This window comes from Halomonas sp. TP35, from assembly GCF_052375975.1.
Classification (GTDB): Bacteria; Pseudomonadota; Gammaproteobacteria; order Pseudomonadales; family Halomonadaceae; genus Vreelandella; species Vreelandella citrativorans.
On sequence record NZ_JBQSUZ010000010.1, the window covers coordinates 55,159 to 74,599 of the forward strand.

The window sequence follows — 19,441 nt, forward strand, 5'->3', positions numbered from 1 at the left end:
ATGTCACAGGCCATCCCCCCCAATACGCCCATGATCACGCAGTATTTGAAGATCAAACGCGAACACCCTGACGTCCTTCTGTTCTACCGGATGGGGGACTTCTACGAGCTGTTTTTTGATGATGCCAAGCGCGCGGCTGCGCTGCTGGATATCACTCTTACCCAGCGTGGCCAATCGGGAGGCAAACCCATCCCGATGGCGGGCGTTCCTTACCATAGCGCCGAAGGCTACCTGGCCCGCTTGGTGGCTACCGGTGAATCCGTGGCCATTTGCGAGCAAATTGGTGACCCGGCAACCAGCAAGGGGCCGGTTGAGCGGCAAGTCGTGCGCATCGTAACACCCGGCACACTGCATGATGAGGCGCTCCTGGATGCCCGGCGCGACAACGTGCTGGTCGCGTTGGCACCCGGCAATGACCGCTGGGGGCTTGCGTGGCTTGAGCTATCCAGCGGGCGTTTTAGCGTGCTGGAAGTCGAGAGCGAAGCCGAAATGCTTGCCGAGCTGACCCGCCTTTCTCCTGCCGAACTACTGGTTCCTGAGAGCCTAACACTGCCCGACGTGTGGTCACAGAAGCGCAGCTTACGTCGCCAGGGCGAGTGGCTGTTTGATTTGGAAAGCGCTAATCGAAGCCTGTGCGATCAGTTTGAAGTTCAGGACCTGCGAGGGTTTGGCTGCGCCCACCTTACCACCGCCTTGGTGGCCGCCGGGGTACTGATTGATTATGCCCGTGATACCCAGCGCTCGCGCTTGCCCCACGTAACGGCATTAAGCGTTGAAAACCGTGATGATGCAGTGGTCATTGATGCTGCCAGTCGGCGTAATTTAGAGATCGATATCAACCTTGGCGGTAGCGCGGACAACACGCTTGCCAGCGTACTGGACACCTGCACCACTGCCATGGGGTCGCGGCTTTTAAAGCGCTGGCTGAATCGCCCCCTACGCCAGCGTGAAACCGTGCAGGGTCGTCAGGCAGGGGTGGCGCTTTTAAGCCTGGACGCTGCGTACATGACGCTACGCGACACACTCAATGATGTGGGTGATGTAGAGCGTATTTTGGCCCGCGTCGCGCTCTATAGCGCCCGCCCACGCGACCTGGCCCGTTTAAGGGATGCCCTTAATACGTTGCCAATGCTTGAGCAGCAGTTAGGTGGCGTAGAAAGCGGCAGCACGTTGGATAATTTGCGTCCGCATATTCGCCCGTATCCGGATATCGCCGACAGGCTGAGCCGGGCGCTGATCGAGAACCCGCCGGTGGTTATCCGCGATGGCGGTGTGATCGCCGATGGCTATGATGCCGAGCTTGACGAACACCGCGGCATGGCCGAAAACGCTGGCAGCTACCTGGTTCAACTGGAGCTACGTGAGCGTGAGCGTACTGGCCTTGCCAACCTCAAGGTGGGCTACAACCGGGTACACGGCTACTTTATAGAGCTACCCCGCTCCCAGGCCCAGCAGGCACCGGCTGATTACATCCGCCGTCAAACGCTGAAAAACGCCGAGCGGTTTATTATCCCCGAACTCAAGGAGTTTGAGGACAAGGCGCTTTCCGCTAAGTCACGCGCATTGACCCGTGAAAAGTGGCTGTATGAGCGCCTGCTAAGTGAACTCAACGAACATCTTATGGCGCTCCAAAGCACTTCCCGAGCGCTTGCCGAACTTGATGTGCTGTGTGCATTTGCTGAACGCGCCGATGCGCTTAACTGGGTGCGCCCGACCCTGAGTGACGCGACCGGCATTCACATTACCGCGGGCCGCCACCCGGTGGTAGAGCAAGTAAGCGACAAGCCGTTTGTGCCCAATGACGTTGTGCTGTCGCCTGATCGTCACATGCTGATTATTACCGGTCCCAATATGGGCGGTAAATCGACCTATATGCGCCAGACAGCCTTGATCGCGCTGCTAGCCCATAGCGGTAGTTTTGTGCCTGCCGATGCCGCTGAGATTGGTCCTGTCGACCGGATATTCACCCGCATTGGCTCCTCGGATGACCTTGCCGGTGGACGCTCGACCTTTATGGTCGAGATGACCGAAACGGCCAATATCCTGCACAATGCCACAGAGCACAGCCTGGTACTGATGGATGAAATTGGCCGGGGCACCAGCACTTTCGACGGGCTTTCCTTGGCTTGGGCAAGCGCCGAGCACCTGGCGCAGGCGCAGGCACTGACGCTCTTTGCTACGCACTACTTTGAAATGACCGCCCTTCCCGAGCAGGCCGAAGGCGTGGAAAATATTCATTTAACCGCTACAGAGCATGGCGATAGCATTGTGTTTATGCATCGCATTGAGGCAGGCCCGGCCAGCCAAAGCTACGGCTTACAGGTCGCCCAGCTAGCCGGTGTTCCAAGCCACGTTATCAAGCGCGCCCGTGAAAAGTTGATTGCCCTGGAACAACGCGATGTAGACTCCCACCAAGCGCGCCCAAGCCCGACACAACACGCCCCAGCCAATAGCCCGTCACCCCAGCAAAATGATCTATTTGCCAGTGCGCCGCATCCGGTTTTAGAAGCACTGGAGCGTGCCGACATTGATGATTTATCGCCCCGCGAGGCGCTGGCGTTGGTCTATCAATGGCGAGATTTGTTGTAACCGGCACAAGAGAAGATGGCCAAGTGCTTGCCGTTAAGTATGGGCGCCACTAGAATGTCGCCCATACTTTTTAGCTTATAAGAAACAGCCGTTTTATAACCATTCATGATTGACCTATGACCGGGACCTCCCCCGGTCCCGCAAGAGGGATAGCGCGATGACGTTTGTCGTTACCGAAAACTGCATCCAATGCAAATACACCGACTGTGTAGAGGTTTGCCCGGTCGATTGCTTTTATGAAGGCCCCAACTTCCTGGTAATTCACCCGGATGAGTGCATTGATTGTGCGCTATGCGAGCCTGAGTGCCCAGCCGAAGCCATTTTCTCAGAGGATGAGCTGCCGGATGGGCAAGAACAGTTTATCGAGATCAACGCTGAGCTGGCCGAAGTATGGCCCAACATAGCTGAAAAGAAAGATGCCTTGCCGGATGCCGAAGAGTGGGATGGCAAGAGCGGCAAGATCGAGAAGCTGGAGCGATAACACAGCACGCTTTTAAGTACCGTGTCGTTAGACATCGGCTTAAAAACCAGCGTCCGCGCTGGTTTTTTTATGCCTGCTTGTCCCTCCTCTTCAAGGATAACGCACTCGGCAAACGCAAAAAGCCACCCGAAGGCGGCTTTTTGTAGTTTGCTTAACTTGCCGGTTGGATTACGCTACTTTCGGCTCGTCCAACTGGTCGTCATTGGAAGCAAAAATAGCCGCGTCGTGTTGCTTGAGCAAACGACTGGTCACCGTACCCGCTGTCATTGAACCGTTGACGTTGATGGCGGTACGGCCCATGTCAATCAACGGCTCAATCGAGATGAGAAGCCCCGCCAAAGCAATCGGTAGATCAAGTGTTGAGAGCACGATGATCGCGGCAAAGGTTGCCCCACCGCCAACACCGGCAATGCCGAAAGAGGCCAGCGTCACTACCAGTACCAGCGTTGCCAGAAACTCCAGTGAAAACGGATCAATCCCCACCGTGGGCGCAATCATCATGGCCAGCATGGCCGGATAAAGCCCCGCGCAGCCGTTTTGGCCGATGGTCGCTCCGAAGGAGGCTGAAAAGTTGGCAATCGCAGGAGGTACGCCAATGCGGTCTACCTGAGCCTCGATATTCAAAGGAATCGAGGCCGCGCTTGAACGTGAGGTAAAGGCAAAAGTGAGTACCGGCCAGACCTTCTGAAAATAGCGTTTGGGGTTAACCCCAACGCCCATCAAAAATAGCGCATGCATGACCAGAATAAGTGCCAAGCCAACATAGGAGGCAACGACGAATCCGAGCAGATTAAAGATATCGTTGAGATTCGACGTAGAAACCACTTTGGCCATTAACGCCAGCACCCCGTAGGGTGTTAGGCGAATCACCATGCGCACCAACCGCATGATCCACTTCTGCACAATATCGATGCCTTCGATAAGCTTGTCGCCAATCGCTGCATTTTCACGCTTGATGCCCAGAGCGGCCAAGCCCAGAAACGTCGCAAAGATCACAACGCTGATAATGGAGGTGGGTCGTGCGCCCGCTAAATCCTGAAACGGATTGCTGGGAATAAACGAGAGCAGAAGTTGTGGGATGGTCAGGTCTGCTACCTGAACACTGCGCTCGACAATCGCCTGGCCGCGCTCCAGCTCGCGAGCGCCTTGTACCAGCCCCTCGGCAGACAACCCAAACAGCTGGGTCATGCTAATGCCGATAACGGCAGAAATCGCCGTTGTCAGCATGAGCATGCCAAGTACCCCCAAGCTAATCTTGCCCAGCGCACTGGCATCATGTAAGCGCGTAACAGCAGATAAAATGGTCACCAGCACCAACGGCATAATGATCATTTTTAACAGTTGGACATAGCCACCGCCCACCAGGTTTACCCAGTCGATGGTACCCTCAAGCACCTCTGAACCGGCGTATCCCCATTGCAATAGCGCGCCAAGCACCACCCCAACGACCAGGCCTGCAAGCACCACGCGAGACAGGCTGGCACCACGCCGCTGCCAGCGCGCCAGCAATGCAATCGCCAGCATAAAGACCAACACGTTGATCGCAATCAACCCATGCATGTAACGCACCTCCTGAATAACAAAAAACGGCACATCAACGATGTACCGTGTGACAAGCGCAGCAGCAGAAGCATAGCCTGCTAATTCTGCGGGCCATGGTAAGTAATAGCGAAGAAGAATAAAAATGGATTTTACTTATAACCTAGGAATCATTTGGTTGGTTGCGTCGGCCGGTTGTAAGAAACATCGGTTACAACCTTTTGCCAAGTATTAAACGTAAGTAGGTATAAAACGTCAGCATAAAAAAAAGGCGACCCTTAGGTCGCCCGCTCCAAACACTTCCTCTGACCGCTCCATGTGTCAACTTCCTCAGGCCACTTCCCTACCGAAACTCACCTCAGTGTGTCATTCGGCGTACCTGTTTACACCCCATTGCGTTGCATTCTGTCTAAAGCATCCCTGCCTCCCCTGTCCTGAGTGTATTGTGGCAGATAACAACGTCATCTCAAGGCGGCTTATAACAAAAAGGGCAAGCCCAAGCGGCATGCCCTTCAATAAAAACAAATTTAAAATCAAAGAGATAAATTTAAATTAAACAAAAATTTCTGATTTTCTTACCCAAGCAGAGCGATTTTCGTCGGTTTTTGTAGGATATATCTTACAAAATCTTGAGACATTTCTTACAAGACAGATAAAAATACCCGTTATTGGCCCTTGATAGCCTTCAAGCCGGGATAAGCGACATTGCCAAGCTCTGACTCAATCACTAACAAGCGGTTATATTTGGCAACCCGGTCAGAGCGGCATAAGGAGCCGGTTTTAATCTGGCCAGCACAGGTGCCCACCGCTAAATCGGCAATGGTGGTGTCTTCTGTTTCACCGGAGCGGTGCGAAATAACCGCAGTAAAGCCTGCATCCTGAGCCATCTTGATGGCGTCCAGCGTTTCAGACAGCGAACCGATTTGGTTAAACTTGATCAAAATCGAGTTACCAATCTGCTCGTCGATACCGCGCTTAAGAATTTTGGTATTGGTAACGAACAGATCGTCGCCCACCAGCTGCACTTTATCGCCCAGCTTGTCGGTGAGGGCTTTCCAGCCATCCCAATCCGACTCATCCATACCGTCTTCAATAGAGACAATCGGATAGTCCTCGCACAAGCCCGCCAGGTAGTCAGTAAAGCCTTGCGCATCGTAGCTTTTACCTTCACCGGAAAGATTGTACTGGCCATCCTTGTAGAATTCGGACGAGGCGCAGTCGAGCGCCAGCGTGACATCGCTGCCTAGCGTATAACCCGCCTCCGCTACTGCCTGCTTGATAACCGCCAGCGCATCAGCATTGGACGCCAGGTTAGGGGCAAAGCCACCCTCATCGCCCACAGAGGTAGACAGGCCTTTGGCAGACAATACTTTCTTCAGCGCGTGGAAAATTTCAGCGCCCATACGCAGGCCTTCACGGAAGTTTTTGGCACCGACCGGCTGCACCATAAACTCCTGAATATCCACATTGTTATCTGCATGCTCGCCGCCGTTGATGATGTTCATCATCGGCACGGGCATGCTGTACTGACTTGGCTGGCCGTAAAGCTCGGCAATGTGGGCATAAAGCGGCACGCCCTTAGCGTTAGCCGCGGCTTTAGCGGCCGCCAGCGATACCGCGAGAATTGCATTCGCACCCAGAGTGGCTTTGTTGTCAGTGCCATCCAGCGCCAGCATGGCATCGTCCAGACCGCGCTGATCGCGCGCGTCCATACCGAGCAGCGCCTCACGGATTTTGCCATTGACCGCATCGACAGCTGTCAGTACACCTTTGCCGAGATAGCGTGCTTTGTCACCGTCACGTAGCTCAAGCGCTTCACGCGAACCGGTCGAAGCACCGCTGGGTGCGCAGGCTTCACCCGTTGCCCCACTTTCAAGGCGCACACGCGCTAGCACCGTCGGGTTACCGCGTGAATCGAGTACTTCCAGTGCACTGATATCTACAATTTTGGTCATGACAGTCTCCTTGGTTGGCGGTCTATTAGAAGGTTATGTATCGCATGATGGCCGTGATCAGCGAATGGTCAACGGCGCAAAATTTTTCACCAATGAATCAAGCTGAGATAGCTGCGTTAAAAATGGCTCAAGCTGGTCAAGCGGCAACGCACAGGGACCATCGCACTTGGCGTTATCCGGATCAGGATGCGCTTCTAAAAACAGCCCCGCAAGCCCGACGCCAACGCCTGCACGGGCAAGCTCGGCGACCTGGGCACGCCGCCCATCCGCACTATCAGCACGCCCGCCGGGGCGTTGCAGCGCATGGGTAACGTCGAAGAACACTGGGTAGCCAGTCTGCTTCATATCGCCAAACCCAAGCATATCGACAATCAGGTTGTTATAGCCAAAGCTTGAACCGCGCTCGCACAGCATCAGGCGATCATTACCGGCTTCCTGAAACTTGCTGAGAATATGGCGCATTTCATGAGGTGCCAGAAACTGCGGCTTTTTGATATTGATCGCCGCACCGGTTTTGGCCATCGCTACCACGAGATCCGTCTGACGTGCCAGGAAAGCAGGCAGCTGAATAATATCCGCCACTTCTGCCGCTTGAGCCGCCTGCCAGGGTTCGTGGACATCGGTGATGATCGGCACACCGTAACGCGACTTAATGTCAGCGAGTATCTGCAAGCCTTTCTCAATACCTGGACCACGGTACGAATGAATCGAGCTGCGATTGGCTTTGTCAAAGCTTGCCTTAAACACATAAGGCATGCCGAGCTTTTGCGTCACGCTAACGTAGGCTTGGGCGACTTCATCGGCAAGTTCTGCCGACTCCAGTACATTCATGCCTCCCAGCAACATGAGAGGCAAAGAATTGCCGGCGGTTAGGCCGGCAATGTTGATATGACGCTCTTGGAAAGGTGCTTGAGAAGACATTGGCTTCCCCCTTATTCCTGAGGTGTCGTGTGAGTTCTGGTCCGCGCTGTTTTATACTCAAGCGCTGCGTTCACAAAACCCGAGAAGAGCGGATGACCGTCACGCGGGGTGGAGGTAAACTCCGGATGGAACTGACACGCCACGTACCAGGGGTGATCCGCAAGCTCAACCATTTCGACCAGCGACTGATCGACACTTTTACCCGAAATCACCAGGCCGGTTTTTTCCAGCTCATCAATAAACTGGTTATTGACCTCAAAGCGGTGACGGTGGCGCTCGACAATCTCATCAGAGCCGTAGGCTTCGCGTGCTTTACTGCCCGAGGTCAGGTGGCATACCTGGCCGCCCAGGCGCATGGTGCCGCCCAAATCGGACGCCGCATCACGCAGCTCGATTTTACCTTCAGCGTTCAGCCATTCAGTAATCAGGCCGACCACCGGGTGCTGAGTATCGTGGGTAAACTCGGTGGAGTTGGCATCTTTCCAACCCGCCACGTTACGCGCAAACTCAATCACCGCTACCTGCATACCTAAGCAGATGCCCAGATAAGGCACGTTATTTTCACGCGCAAACTGGGCGGTCAGAATTTTGCCTTCCACGCCGCGCTCACCAAAGCCGCCAGGTACCAGAATCGCATCTTTACCTGCCAGACGCTCAGTGCCGTGGCGCTCGATGTCTTCAGCGTCGATGTAGTCGACGTTGACCTTGATACGCCCTTGAATACCAGCGTGGATCAGCGCTTCATTAAGCGACTTGTACGCATCCAGCAGCTCCATGTACTTACCGACCATGGCGATGCTGACCGACTTCAGCGGGTTTAGCTTGGCATCCAGCACTTTTACCCACTCGGAAAGATCAGCAGGCTCGGCTTCCAGACGCAGCTTGTCGCACACGATATCGTCCAGGCCGTGCTCGTGGAGCATCAACGGAATGCGATAGATCGTATCGGCATCCTGAAGCGGAACGACCGCACGCTCTTCAACGTTGGTGAACGACGCGATTTTGCGACGCTCGCTCTCTTCCAGCTCAACTTCGCTACGGCAAATCAGAATATCCGGCTGGATACCGATGGAGCGCAGCTCTTTAACGCTGTGCTGAGTCGGTTTGGTTTTCGTCTCACCGGCTGTCTTGATATAGGGCACCAAGGTCAAATGCATAAACAGTGCGCGGTTAGCGCCCAGCTCGCTGCGAATCTGACGGATGGATTCCAAAAACGGCAGCGATTCGATATCGCCGACCGTGCCACCAATTTCCACCAGCGCCACGTCAAAGCCTTCACCGCCGGCATAAACGCGCTGCTTGATTTCATCAGTGATGTGCGGAATTACCTGCACCGTGCCGCCCAGGTAATCACCACGGCGCTCTTTGCGCAGCACGTGCTCGTAAACACGGCCAGTGGTGAAATTATTACGCTGGGTCATCTTGGTACGAATAAAGCGTTCGTAGTGGCCAAGGTCCAGATCGGTTTCGGCGCCATCCTCAGTGACGAACACCTCGCCGTGCTGGAACGGGCTCATGGTGCCCGGGTCCACGTTGATGTACGGGTCGAGCTTGAGCATGGTGACCTTAAGGCCGCGGGCCTCTAAAATCGCCGCCAGCGAGGCCGACGCGATGCCCTTGCCAAGAGAGGACACAACGCCGCCGGTCACGAAGATATATCGTGTCATGGAAAACCTGTCGAAACGTGATCAAAAGGCGTAACAGAAAGCCACACCAGGATGGGACGACAGAATAGCAGACTACGCCCCAAGGCTCAATTTGAACTGTCAATATCGGATAAGCCATAGCTTCTGTTTTGAGCACCGCCTCCAACAATCGCTGGCTGAAGCCTGCTTCCATACACCATGAGCAGGCCGTAGCAGCACGGCCTGCTCATCGCTTAAACGCCCAGGTAGTTCATGATGCCTTCTGCCGCTTGGCGCCCTTCATAGATAGCGGTCACGACCAGGTCGGAGCCGCGCACCATATCGCCACCGGCAAAGATTTTTTCATTGCTGGTTTGGAAAGCGTACTGACCGTGCTCGGGGGCTTTCACCAGGTCACGCTCATTCAGATCAATCCGCGAACCTTCAAACCAGGGCGCAGGGCTTGCCTGAAAACCAAATGCCACGACCACGGCATCGGCGACAATAGTCTCTTCAGAACCCGGCACCACCTCAGGACGGCGGCGGCCATTTTCATCAGGCTCGCCCAAGCGAGTGCGCACCACTTTGACGCCTTCGACCTTGTCTTCGCCCACCACCGCCACCGGCTGGCGGTTGAACAGAAACTCGACACCCTCTTCACGTGCGTTGGTTACCTCACGGCGTGAACCGGGCATGTTCTCTTCATCACGGCGATAAGCACAAGTAACGCTCTCAGCGCCCTGACGAATAGAGGTACGGTTACAATCCATGGCGGTGTCACCACCGCCAAGCACCACAACGCGCTTGCCTTCCATTGAGATGTAATCGCTGGGATCTTTTTCAAACCCAAGGCAGCGGTTGACGTTGGCGATCAGAAAATCGAGCGCCTTGTACACACCGGGCAAGTCTTCACCGGGGAAGCCGCCCTCCATGTACTTATAGGTTCCCATGCCCAGGAAGACCGCGTCGTACTCCTGAAGCAGCGTGTCGAACTCGATATCAGTGCCGATTTCAGTGTTCAGACGAAACTCAATGCCCATTTCCTCGAACACCGCCCGGCGACGCTCCATGACGTTCTTTTCAAGCTTGAACTCAGGAATGCCGAAGGTTAGCAGGCCACCGATTTCCGGGTACTTATCAAACACCACAGGTTTGACGCCGTTGCGCGCCAGAATATCGGCACAACCAAGCCCGGCAGGCCCGGCGCCTACAATGGCGACTTTTTTATCCGTCCACACGACCTTGGACATGTCCGGGCGCCAGCCCATGGCAAACGCGGTATCGGTAATGTACTTCTCAACCGAGCCGATGGTGACCGCCCCAAAGCCGTCGTTAAGCGTACAGTCGCCTTCACACAGCCGATCTTGCGGGCATACGCGGCCACACACTTCGGGCAGTGAGTTGGTTTTATGTGACAGTTCCGCAGCTTCAATGATGTTGCCTTCCACCACCAGCTGCAGCCAGTTGGGAATATAGTTGTGAACCGGGCATTTCCACTCGCAGTACGGGTTGCCGCAGTGCAGGCAACGGTGCGCCTGGCTTGCCGCATCCGTGGGTTTGAACGGCTCGTAGATCTCGGCGAACTCTTTGGCACGCGTATGGGCGGCTTTTTTCTGTGGGTCCTGACGACCCACATCAACAAACTGGAAATCGTTATTTAAACGGTTAGCCATGATATTTCTCCTCGAAGCGTAGACACAGGCGGTTTATTGCGGCTGACGCCGAGATTGATCCAGCAGGCTACCCAGGCTCGCCGCTTTTGGCTTCACCAGCCAGAAGTGACGCAAGTAGTCGCTAAAGTCTTCTAAAATCGCTGCTCCACGGCTAGAACCCGTCTCTTCGACGTAGGTGCTGATCAGCTCGCGAAGGTGGCGGCGGTAGGCCTCCATGGCTTCGGTGCTGACGCGATGAATTTCGACCAGCTCGTGGTTGTACTTGTCCACGAAGGTACGGTCTTCATCCAGCACGTAGGCGAACCCACCGGTCATACCTGCGCCAAAGTTAACGCCCGTTTCACCCAACACGCACACCAGGCCGCCGGTCATGTATTCGCAGCAGTGGTCGCCGGCGCCCTCAATCACCGCCGTGGCGCCGGAGTTACGCACCGCGAACCGCTCGCCAGCGGTGCCCGCGGCCATCAACGTGCCGCCGGTTGCGCCATACAGGCAGGTGTTACCGATAATCGCGGTTTTATAGCTTTCGAACTGGCTGACCCTGGGTGGCACGATGACGATCTTGCCGCCGTTCATGCCCTTGCCCACGTAGTCGTTGGCATCGCCTTCCAGATACAGGTTAAGGCCTCGGGCATTCCAGACGCCGAAGCTCTGCCCGGCCACACCGGTAAAGCGTGCAGTAACGGGCGCGTTTTCCAGGCCCTCTTCCCCATAACGCTTGGCGATAGCGCCGGAGGTAAGTGCGCCTACACTGCGGTCACAGTTGGTGACCGTAAAGCTGAACTCGCCGCCGGTTTGATGCTCAATGGCGTCTTTAAGCGCCTCCAGCACTTCCTGGTTTTTGGAGCCCGGGTCGTGCGGCACGTTACGGCTCACCGTGCAGAACTGAGGCGCTTCGGCGGGTACAAAGTCATTGGCCAATAACGGCATCAGATCGAGCTTGCGCTGGCTTGCCGTGTTGCCTTCAAGCACTTCCAGCAGGTCAGTACGCCCGATCAGGTCGGTCAGTTGGCGCACGCCCAGCATGGCCATCAGCTCACGCACTTCTTCAGCGATAAAGCGGAAGTAGTTTTTGACCATATCCACCGTGCCGCGGAAATGCTCGCCGCGCAGGAAGTCGTCCTGAGTAGCGACCCCGGTGGCGCAGTTGTTCAAATGGCAAATACGCAGGAACTTACAGCCCAGCGCCACCATTGGCGCGGTACCAAAACCAAAGCTTTCCGCTCCCAGAATGGCCGCTTTGACCACGTCCAGACCGGTTTTGAGGCCGCCGTCGGTTTGCAGGCGAATCTTGTCGCGCAGACCATTGATACGCAGCGCTTGGTGTACCTCAGGCAGGCCCAGCTCCCAAGGGGAGCCCGCATGTTTGATAGAGGTCAGCGGGCTTGCTGCGGTGCCGCCGTCGTAACCCGACACGGTGATCAGGTCGGCGTAAGCCTTGGCAACGCCGGTGGCGATGGTGCCAATCCCCGGCTCAGATACCAGCTTGACCGACACCTGCGCATCCGGATTGATCTGCTTAAGATCAAAAATCAGCTGCGCGAGGTCTTCAATTGAGTAAATATCGTGGTGCGGCGGCGGTGAAATGAGCGTGACGCCAGGCACCGCGTGGCGCAGACGCGCAATAAGCTGATTGACCTTGCCGCCAGGTAGCTGGCCACCTTCGCCCGGCTTCGCGCCCTGGGCGACTTTAATCTGTAGCACTTCTGCATTGACCAGGTAAGCAGGCGTTACCCCAAAGCGCCCCGAGGCGATCTGCTTGATTTTAGAGCTGCGGATCGTCCCGTAACGGGCCGGGTCTTCGCCGCCCTCACCCGAGTTGGAGCGCCCGCCCGCCTCGTTCATTGCCTGGGCCAGCGCCTCGTGCGCTTCAGGAGAGAGCGCTCCCAGCGACATCCCGGCACTATCAAAGCGCGGCAACAGCGCTTCAACCGGCTCGACGTCTTCAAGCGGCAACGGCGTCGCGGCAGGCTTTAGCGTCAGCAAATCACGAATAGTGGCAACAGGGCGCTCATTAACCAGCTGAGCAAACGCCTTCCACTTGGCGTAGCTGCCCTCCTGCACGGCAGCCTGCAGCGACTTCACCACATCAGGGTTATAGGCATGGTACTCATGACCATGCACATACTTGAACATACCGCCTTGGGAGATCCCTTTACGGGTAATCCAGGCATCCTTGGCCAACAGCTCCTGCTGCATTTGCAGCTCGGTAAAACCCGCGCCCTGAATACGCGATGCCATGCCTGCAAAGCAGGTATCCATCACGTCATCAGAAAGGCCTACGGCTTCAAACAGCATGGAGCCACGATAGGAGGCCAACGTCGAGATGCCCATTTTGGAGAGAATCTTGAACAGGCCTTTTTGCAAGCCTTTGCGATAGTTCTCACGATCGTCGGCCGGGTTGCCGGTAAGCTCACCCGTACGGTGCATATCGGCCATAATCTGATAGGCAAGCCACGGATACACGGCGGTCGCACCGATACCAAACAGCACGGCCATCTGGTGGGCATCCCGGGCGTAGCCAGTCTCAACGATAATATTGGCATTGGGACGCAATGCCAGGCGGCCCAAGTGCGTATGCACCGCGCCAACGGCGAGCGGCGCCTGAATAGGAATAATACCCTTGGGTAGCTCCGCATCGGTAAGTACCAGGATTACCTTGCCCGCTTTCACCTGGGCTTCGGCCTCTTGGCAGAGCGCATTCAGCGCCTGCTTTAAGCTCTGCTGTTCCGGGTCGTAGCCCATTGACAGCGTGTGGCTTGCAAAGGCCGGGTCGTCCTGGCTAACCAGCGCGGTAAATTTACGTGGTGAAAGTACCGGTGTTGTCAGGATCAACCGATGCGCGTGCTCAGGCGTTGCCTTGAAAACGTTAAGCTCAGCACCGCAGCAGGTTTCCAGCGACATCACGATCGCTTCACGCAGCGGATCAATCGGCGGGTTGGTTACCTGAGCAAACTTCTGGCGGAAGAAGTCGGTTAACAGACGCGGACGGCTAGAAAGCACCGCCATGGGTGTGTCATCACCCATGGAACCCACGGCCTCCTGGCCACTTTCAGCCAGCGGGCGCAGCACCTGGTCACGCTCTTCAAACGTCACCTGGAACATCTTCTGGTGCACGTTCAGCGCATCAGCACCCATGGTCTGAAAGCGTGCAAGTTCGGTGAGTGCGGATTCCAGATAGTTGGCTTCCTGCTTGAGCCAGCGCTTATAGGGATAGGCAGACTTCAGGCGATCATCAATATCCTGGGTATGCAGTACTTCGCCGGTTTGGGTATCCACCGCCAGCATTTGACCCGGGCCTACACGGCCTTTGGCGACCACGTTCTCAGGCTTGTAACCGTAAGTACCAATCTCAGATGCCAGGGTGATATAGCCGTTTTTGGTGATGACCCAACGAGCGGGACGCAAGCCGTTACGGTCCAGCATACACACGGCTTGGCGGCCATCAGTCATGACCACACCTGCCGGGCCATCCCACGGCTCCATGTGCATGGAGTTGTACTCGTAGAAGGCGCGCAGCTCAGCATCCATGGTTTCAACGTTCTGCCAGGCAGGCGGCACCATCATGCGCACCGCACGGTGCAGCTCCATCCCTCCCGTCAGAAGTACTTCCAGCATATTGTCCATGCTGGAAGAGTCGGAACCCGTGGTGTTAACGATTTCATCCAGCTGTGCGATATCGGGCAGTCGCTCGTTAACGAAGTTGGCCTTGCGTGAGTTCGCCCAACCGCGGTTAGCCTCGATCGTATTGATTTCACCGTTGTGCGCCAACAGTCGAAACGGCTGTGCCAGCGGCCAGCGCGGCGCCGTATTGGTTGAAAAGCGCTGGTGGAAAACACAGATAGCGGTTTCCAGACGCGGGTCGTTTAAGTCTTTATAAAACGCCGGAAGATCTTCCGGCATGACTAGGCCTTTATACGACACCACGTCAGAGGAGAGCGATGCGACATAAAAGTCTTCTTCGGCCCGTAAAGCCTGCTCGGTATAACGGCGCGCCATAAACAGATCAACAGTGAACTGCTCGCTCTCACCGGGCTCGATAAAGACCTGCTCGATACGCGGCAGGCAGTCAAGCGCCATGGGGCCACAAACGCTTGAATCAGTGGGCACAACGCGCCAGCCGACGACATTTAGGCCACGAGTACCCAATTCGCGCGCAAACGTCTCGCGCGCAGCCTCGGCACGGGCATCATCGTTGGGTAGAAAAACAACGCCCACGGCGAACTGGTCGCCCAGCGTAATCTCCAGCGCGTCTTGTGCGGCTTCGCGCATAAAACGGGTCGGCATTTTAAGCAGCAACCCACAGCCATCACCGGTTTTACCGTCAGCGGCAATCCCGCCCCGATGCGTCATACAGGTGAGTGATTCGATAGCGGTTTTCAGCAAATCGTGACTGGCCTGCCCTTCCATATGGGCAATAAGGCCAAAGCCACAGTTATCGCGAAACTCGCCGGGCTGGTGAAGACCTTTATTCATGGGCGTGCCTCTAGTCAAAGGTATTTTATTAGCAGCGTTATTATGATTTAATAGACGGTTTTTCTTTTCACACAAAAACCTCTACCCGCCTATAACTGGGTGTTTCCCCGATTCACTGCCGCAAGAAAATGGTCGCTCAGCATAGCGACTTGCTCCCCGCCAGCGCAATCACCGCCAACATCAAAACCCCGAAAAGTCTTTTCAAATCCTATAGTTGCAAACCACCCCTCAACGAAAAATGCATACACTTCAAACACTTAAAAAGCCATATAACGCTATTTCAACGAAGGATGCCGAGCGTTAAACTTTAGTCTAAATACCCCTAATATAGCCATGCCGATAGGGCATACGGCATGCTAATAACATTATCCGGCGCATCGCCTGGTAATATCGGGCCATAAAAAAACCCACCTTGTCGGTGGGCTTAGTGAGCACAAAATACGTTTACAGGCGGGTTACAGCCGTGGGTAGTTATCCAACAAAGCACGCACTAACGCCTCTGGCGTCGTGTCATCAACACATGCATCGCCGGTAGCGTTTAGCAGCACCAGCCGAAGTCTGGTATCCACGTTTTTCTTATCCAGACGCATCCGGGCTAAAAAGTCGTCACTTAGCATATCCGCTGGGGCATGAAGAGGAAGACCAGCGCTTTCAATCACCGCCTGGATACGCGTTAAATCCGCACTACTGATACGCCCCAGTTGCTGAGAAAGGGCAGCCGCCATGGCCATGCCTGCACCGACTGCTTCGCCGTGCAGCCAGTTGCCATACCCTTGGTGGGCCTCAATCGCGTGACCAAAGGTATGACCAAGATTGAGCAATGCGCGCACGCCCTGCTCCGTTTCGTCATCGGCCACAATGTCGGCTTTAATCTGGCAACTGCGTGCGATGGCTTCGACAATGGCGTCGGGGCTAATATGACGCAGCGCGGCCATATTGGCCTCAAGCCAGCCAAGAAACGCTTCATCACGAATAAAGCCATACTTGATAACTTCAGCAAGCCCGGCAGAAAGCTCTCGCTCGGGCAGCGTCGCAAGCGTTGCAATGTCGATCAGTACCGCTTTCGGCTGCCAGAAAGCACCAATCATGTTTTTGCCAAGCGGGTGATTAACGCCCGTTTTCCCTCCGACAGAAGAGTCCACCTGGGAAAGCAGCGTGGTGGGCACCTGAATGAAGGCCACGCCACGCTGGTACGACGCGGCGGCATATCCAGCCATGTCACCAATTACGCCGCCGCCTAACGCAATCAGCGTACAGCGGCGGTTAAACCCTGCCTCCAACAGCGCGTCCCAAATGCGGCTAACCTGCTCAATGCTCTTGTACTGCTCCCCGTCAGGTAGAACGACGGTACGCACCTCCACATCGTCAGGAAGATTGGCGCACAGCGCCTCCAGATAAAGGGGCGCGATGGTTTCATTCGTCACCACCATCACCTGCTTACCGGCCAGATAGGGCGTTATCGCCTCTGGGTCGCTCAGCAGGCCGGCGCCAATATGGATCGGATAACTGCGATCACCCAACGCAACATGAAGTGTACGCTGAGCACTGGCGGGCTGTGTCATTGGGATACCTTTGAGTTAAGCGTGGCGCTATTTTCCAGCGGGTCGGTCAAACGCCGCACTCGGCGCAATATCTCATTGACTACGGCGCGCGGGCTACGCCGATCCGTGCGCACTGAAATATCCGAGGTGGCGCGATAAAGCGGGTCGCGGGCAGCAAACATATCGTTGAGCACCTGCTCCCGGTTTGCGCACTGAAGAAGCGGGCGATTACGGTCTTTCGCCGTGCGTTTAAGCTGCTGTTCAACCGTGGTCATCAGGTAGATCACCGTTCCGCGCTCACGCAGCATCCGGCGATTATCCTGGTGCAGCACGGCGCCGCCGCCTGTTGCCATCACCACGCAGGAGAGCCTTGTCAGCTCATCGATCATCTGCAGCTCACGCTGGCGAAAACCGGGTTCACCCTCTACATCAAAGATCCACGGGATATCCGCACCGCAGCGATCCTGTATGGCGTGGTCGCTATCATAAAATGTGCGCGTAAGCTCTGCCGCCAACAAGCGACCTATTGTGCTTTTACCAGCCCCCATGGGGCCGATCAAAAAAAGGTTGGGTAAATCCTGCATCAGCGAACCGCCAAGCCATCGTCAAGTAGTCGTGGAGTAATAAAGACTAACAACTCTACCTTTTCATTGCTCTCTTCGGTATAGCGAAACAGGTGTCCGAGCAAAGGAATATCACCCAAAAGCGGGGTTTTGGTCATTTGGTTTAATTGTTCCGTGGTCAAAATGCCACCCAATACAACCGTTTGGCCATTATCGACCAGCACCTGCGTTTCAATTTGATTGGTATCGATGGGCGGTTCTCCGCCAAACCCCGACTCCCTGAAACTATCATTTTTCACCACCAGGTCCATGATAATACGATTATCCGGCGTGATCTGCGGTGTCACTTCCAACGAAAGCTCGGCCTCTTTAAATTCAGTATCGGGGTTTCCCTGCGCATCGACACTCTGAAATGCGCGCTCCTCGCCTTGGCGAATAATTGCCGTACGCTGATTGGCCGTGATGACCCTTGGCTGCGAGATGGTTTGGCTTTTGCCTTCACTTTCCAGCGCACGAAGCTCCAGGTCCAGCAAAATGTCGCCGGACAAGTAACCAAAGCTAAATCCTGTACCTGGCCCTGAAGGCGCGCCCAGGTCTACCGCTAAACCGCTGCGGGCACGGTTCAAGCCATCGGGGTTGATATTGCGCGGGCCAAAATTGCCGTTATCCAACGCCTGAAAACCTCGCGTCGTCGAAGCGCCCCAGTTAACGCCTAGCGCTCGAGAGGCGGTATCCCGGGCGATAACGATGCGTGCTTCAATTTGCACCTGACGCACCGGCACATCCAGGCGCTCCAAAGTACGCTTGATAATACTTACCTGGTTCGCCGTGTCCTGAACCAATAAGGCATTGGTTCTTGGGTCGACACTGATTCGCCCTTTCTCGGTCAGAAGCCCAAAGCCATCCCCACCCTGCAGCAGTTGGGCAAGATCTTCAGCACGCGCGTACTTAACCTCGATAAATTCATCAATGGTTGGTGACAGCGCTTCATGATAGCGGTGAGCCTCCATTTCCTGGCGTTCGAGCTCAGCAAGCTCGGCGACAGGCGCCACCAGGATAACGTTGCCATGCTCACGACTTGCAAGCCCTTGGCTTTTTAACATCAAGGCAAGCGCTTGATCCCAGGGCACCTCATTAAGGTTCAGCGTGATACGTCCAGTCACATTTTCGCTGGCAATCAGGTTAAGCCCCGTAAATTCAGCAAGCGTTACCAGCACCGCACGTACCTCCATATCCTGGACGTTCAGGCTTATCCGCTCACCACTAAAACTATCTTGCGGGAGCTCATGATCGGCCAAGCGTTGCTGGTCAGCAGGCTGCACTTCGATACTCAGCACACGGCCATGTTGTGAAGAGAGCATGGCATAGGGGCCGTCGATGGTAAGTGCCAAACGCGTTTCCTGCGCATCAACGTGAGGGGTGATCCGCATCACCGGTGTCGCAAAATCGGTAACGTCATAAATCTGGCTAAGCGCATCCGGCAGCGTTACGTTAGGCAATGTGGCAATTACCTCACCGCCCGATACATTCGCATGGCCGCTTTCCTGAACGCTTGCGACGACGCCTTCGCGGTCAAACGTCACCAGCAAGCGACCTGCCTGACCAGCCCCACGCTCAAAATCAATAGCGCTAATCTGCGGGCCCTGGAGGGCTTCAAGGGAGCCCTCTATTGGCGATTCAAGCGTTGTCGATTCACGTAAGGAAATTCGTAGCCGATCCCCCATTACCCGGGAGGTGTAATTCGACGAGTTGGCCAGGCCGATAACTAACCGCGTACGGCCACTGCCTTCCAATACCTTAATGTGCTCTACACCCGCACGCGCTACCTCAATGTGGCGATGACCCAAGCCATTTTGTGTATTGGCCAGGTCCAGCGCCAGGCGTGGCGGAGCCTCCAGGCGATAACCCTGAACGTTGGCGACGCCACCGCTGAAGTGCAGATCAATATCCACGGCGCCAGCACTTACAGGATGCACCTCAATATCGGTTAACACCGACGCCACTGCCTGCCAAGGCAATACCACCCACACAAGCATAATGATTCGACTAACCACGGCCATGGCGTGCTCCGATAAGAA

The 19,441-nt window shown here is 55.6% G+C and carries 11 protein-coding genes; 2 read left to right on the plus strand and 9 right to left on the minus strand.

Going from position 1 to position 19,441, the window contains the following annotated elements; all coding sequences use genetic code 11:
* Together mutS and fdxA are read left to right on the plus strand one after the other, a co-directional pair.
* On the plus strand, nucleotides 1–2,589 hold the full coding sequence (gene mutS / locus ACT3RU_RS12540) for a DNA mismatch repair protein MutS (RefSeq protein ID WP_483392706.1): 2,589 nt from the start codon (nucleotides 1–3) through the stop codon (nucleotides 2,587–2,589).
* A 157-nt stretch (nucleotides 2,590–2,746) separates the two neighbouring features.
* Nucleotides 2,747–3,070: a ferredoxin FdxA gene (fdxA, locus tag ACT3RU_RS12545; protein WP_192537399.1), complete on the plus strand. Its 324-nt coding sequence runs from the start codon at nucleotides 2,747–2,749 to the stop codon at nucleotides 3,068–3,070.
* Between the two features lie 168 nt (nucleotides 3,071–3,238).
* On the opposite strand, the gene ACT3RU_RS12550 is transcribed toward fdxA, so the two are convergent.
* From ACT3RU_RS12550 to pilQ, 9 genes are all read right to left on the minus strand, one after another.
* Nucleotides 3,239–4,630: an L-cystine transporter gene (locus ACT3RU_RS12550; RefSeq protein ID WP_483392707.1), complete on the minus strand. Its 1,392-nt coding sequence runs from the start codon at nucleotides 4,628–4,630 to the stop codon at nucleotides 3,239–3,241.
* Nucleotides 4,631–5,274: 644 nt separating this feature from the next.
* Nucleotides 5,275–6,564 carry a phosphopyruvate hydratase gene (gene eno, locus ACT3RU_RS12555; RefSeq protein WP_483392708.1) on the minus strand — a complete coding sequence of 430 codons (1,290 nt, stop codon included), beginning with the start codon at nucleotides 6,562–6,564 and terminating at the stop codon, nucleotides 5,275–5,277.
* A 57-nt stretch (nucleotides 6,565–6,621) separates the two neighbouring features.
* Entirely contained in the window at nucleotides 6,622–7,485 is an 864-nt protein-coding gene (gene kdsA / locus ACT3RU_RS12560) for a 3-deoxy-8-phosphooctulonate synthase (protein WP_087107934.1), read from the minus strand.
* An 11-nt stretch (nucleotides 7,486–7,496) separates the two neighbouring features.
* Nucleotides 7,497–9,152, minus strand: coding sequence for a CTP synthase (locus tag ACT3RU_RS12565; protein WP_172118671.1), 1,656 nt, complete (start codon nucleotides 9,150–9,152; stop codon nucleotides 7,497–7,499).
* Nucleotides 9,153–9,364: 212 nt separating this feature from the next.
* Nucleotides 9,365–10,783 carry an FAD-dependent oxidoreductase gene (locus ACT3RU_RS12570; RefSeq protein ID WP_172118670.1) on the minus strand — a complete coding sequence of 473 codons (1,419 nt, stop codon included), beginning with the start codon at nucleotides 10,781–10,783 and terminating at the stop codon, nucleotides 9,365–9,367.
* 33 nt (nucleotides 10,784–10,816) lie between these two features.
* The gene (gene gltB / locus ACT3RU_RS12575) at nucleotides 10,817–15,259 is read right to left on the minus strand and encodes a glutamate synthase large subunit (protein WP_483392709.1); all 4,443 of its coding nucleotides are present in this window, start codon (nucleotides 15,257–15,259) and stop codon (nucleotides 10,817–10,819) included.
* Between the two features lie 455 nt (nucleotides 15,260–15,714).
* Nucleotides 15,715–16,821, minus strand: a complete 1,107-nt coding sequence (gene aroB, locus ACT3RU_RS12580) for a 3-dehydroquinate synthase (RefSeq protein WP_172118668.1) — start codon at nucleotides 16,819–16,821, stop codon at nucleotides 15,715–15,717.
* On the minus strand, nucleotides 16,818–17,384 hold the full coding sequence (gene aroK, locus ACT3RU_RS12585; protein WP_192526567.1) for a shikimate kinase AroK: 567 nt from the start codon (nucleotides 17,382–17,384) through the stop codon (nucleotides 16,818–16,820). The genes aroB and aroK overlap by 4 nt, the downstream gene beginning before the upstream one ends.
* Complete coding sequence (pilQ, locus tag ACT3RU_RS12590) at nucleotides 17,384–19,423, minus strand: type IV pilus secretin PilQ (RefSeq protein ID WP_192526566.1); 2,040 nt, start codon at nucleotides 19,421–19,423, stop codon at nucleotides 17,384–17,386. The genes aroK and pilQ overlap by 1 nt, the downstream gene beginning before the upstream one ends.
* Between the last annotated feature and the right edge of the window lie 18 nt (nucleotides 19,424–19,441).

Bases quoted from the DNA above. Each gene is read 5' to 3' on its own strand.
- mutS (WP_483392706.1), top strand. From the start codon at position 1: ATGTCACAGGCCATCCCCCCCAATACGCCCATGATCACGCAGTATTTG.
- fdxA (WP_192537399.1), top strand. From the start codon at position 2,747: ATGACGTTTGTCGTTACCGAAAACTGCATCCAATGCAAATACACCGAC.
- ACT3RU_RS12550 (WP_483392707.1), bottom strand. From the start codon at position 4,630: ATGCATGGGTTGATTGCGATCAACGTGTTGGTCTTTATGCTGGCGATT.
- eno (WP_483392708.1), bottom strand. From the start codon at position 6,564: ATGACCAAAATTGTAGATATCAGTGCACTGGAAGTACTCGATTCACGC.
- kdsA (WP_087107934.1), bottom strand. From the start codon at position 7,485: ATGTCTTCTCAAGCACCTTTCCAAGAGCGTCATATCAACATTGCCGGC.
- ACT3RU_RS12565 (WP_172118671.1), bottom strand. From the start codon at position 9,152: ATGACACGATATATCTTCGTGACCGGCGGCGTTGTGTCCTCTCTTGGC.
- ACT3RU_RS12570 (WP_172118670.1), bottom strand. From the start codon at position 10,783: ATGGCTAACCGTTTAAATAACGATTTCCAGTTTGTTGATGTGGGTCGT.
- gltB (WP_483392709.1), bottom strand. From the start codon at position 15,259: ATGAATAAAGGTCTTCACCAGCCCGGCGAGTTTCGCGATAACTGTGGC.
- aroB (WP_172118668.1), bottom strand. From the start codon at position 16,821: ATGACACAGCCCGCCAGTGCTCAGCGTACACTTCATGTTGCGTTGGGT.
- aroK (WP_192526567.1), bottom strand. From the start codon at position 17,384: ATGCAGGATTTACCCAACCTTTTTTTGATCGGCCCCATGGGGGCTGGT.
- pilQ (WP_192526566.1), bottom strand. From the start codon at position 19,423: ATGGCCGTGGTTAGTCGAATCATTATGCTTGTGTGGGTGGTATTGCCT.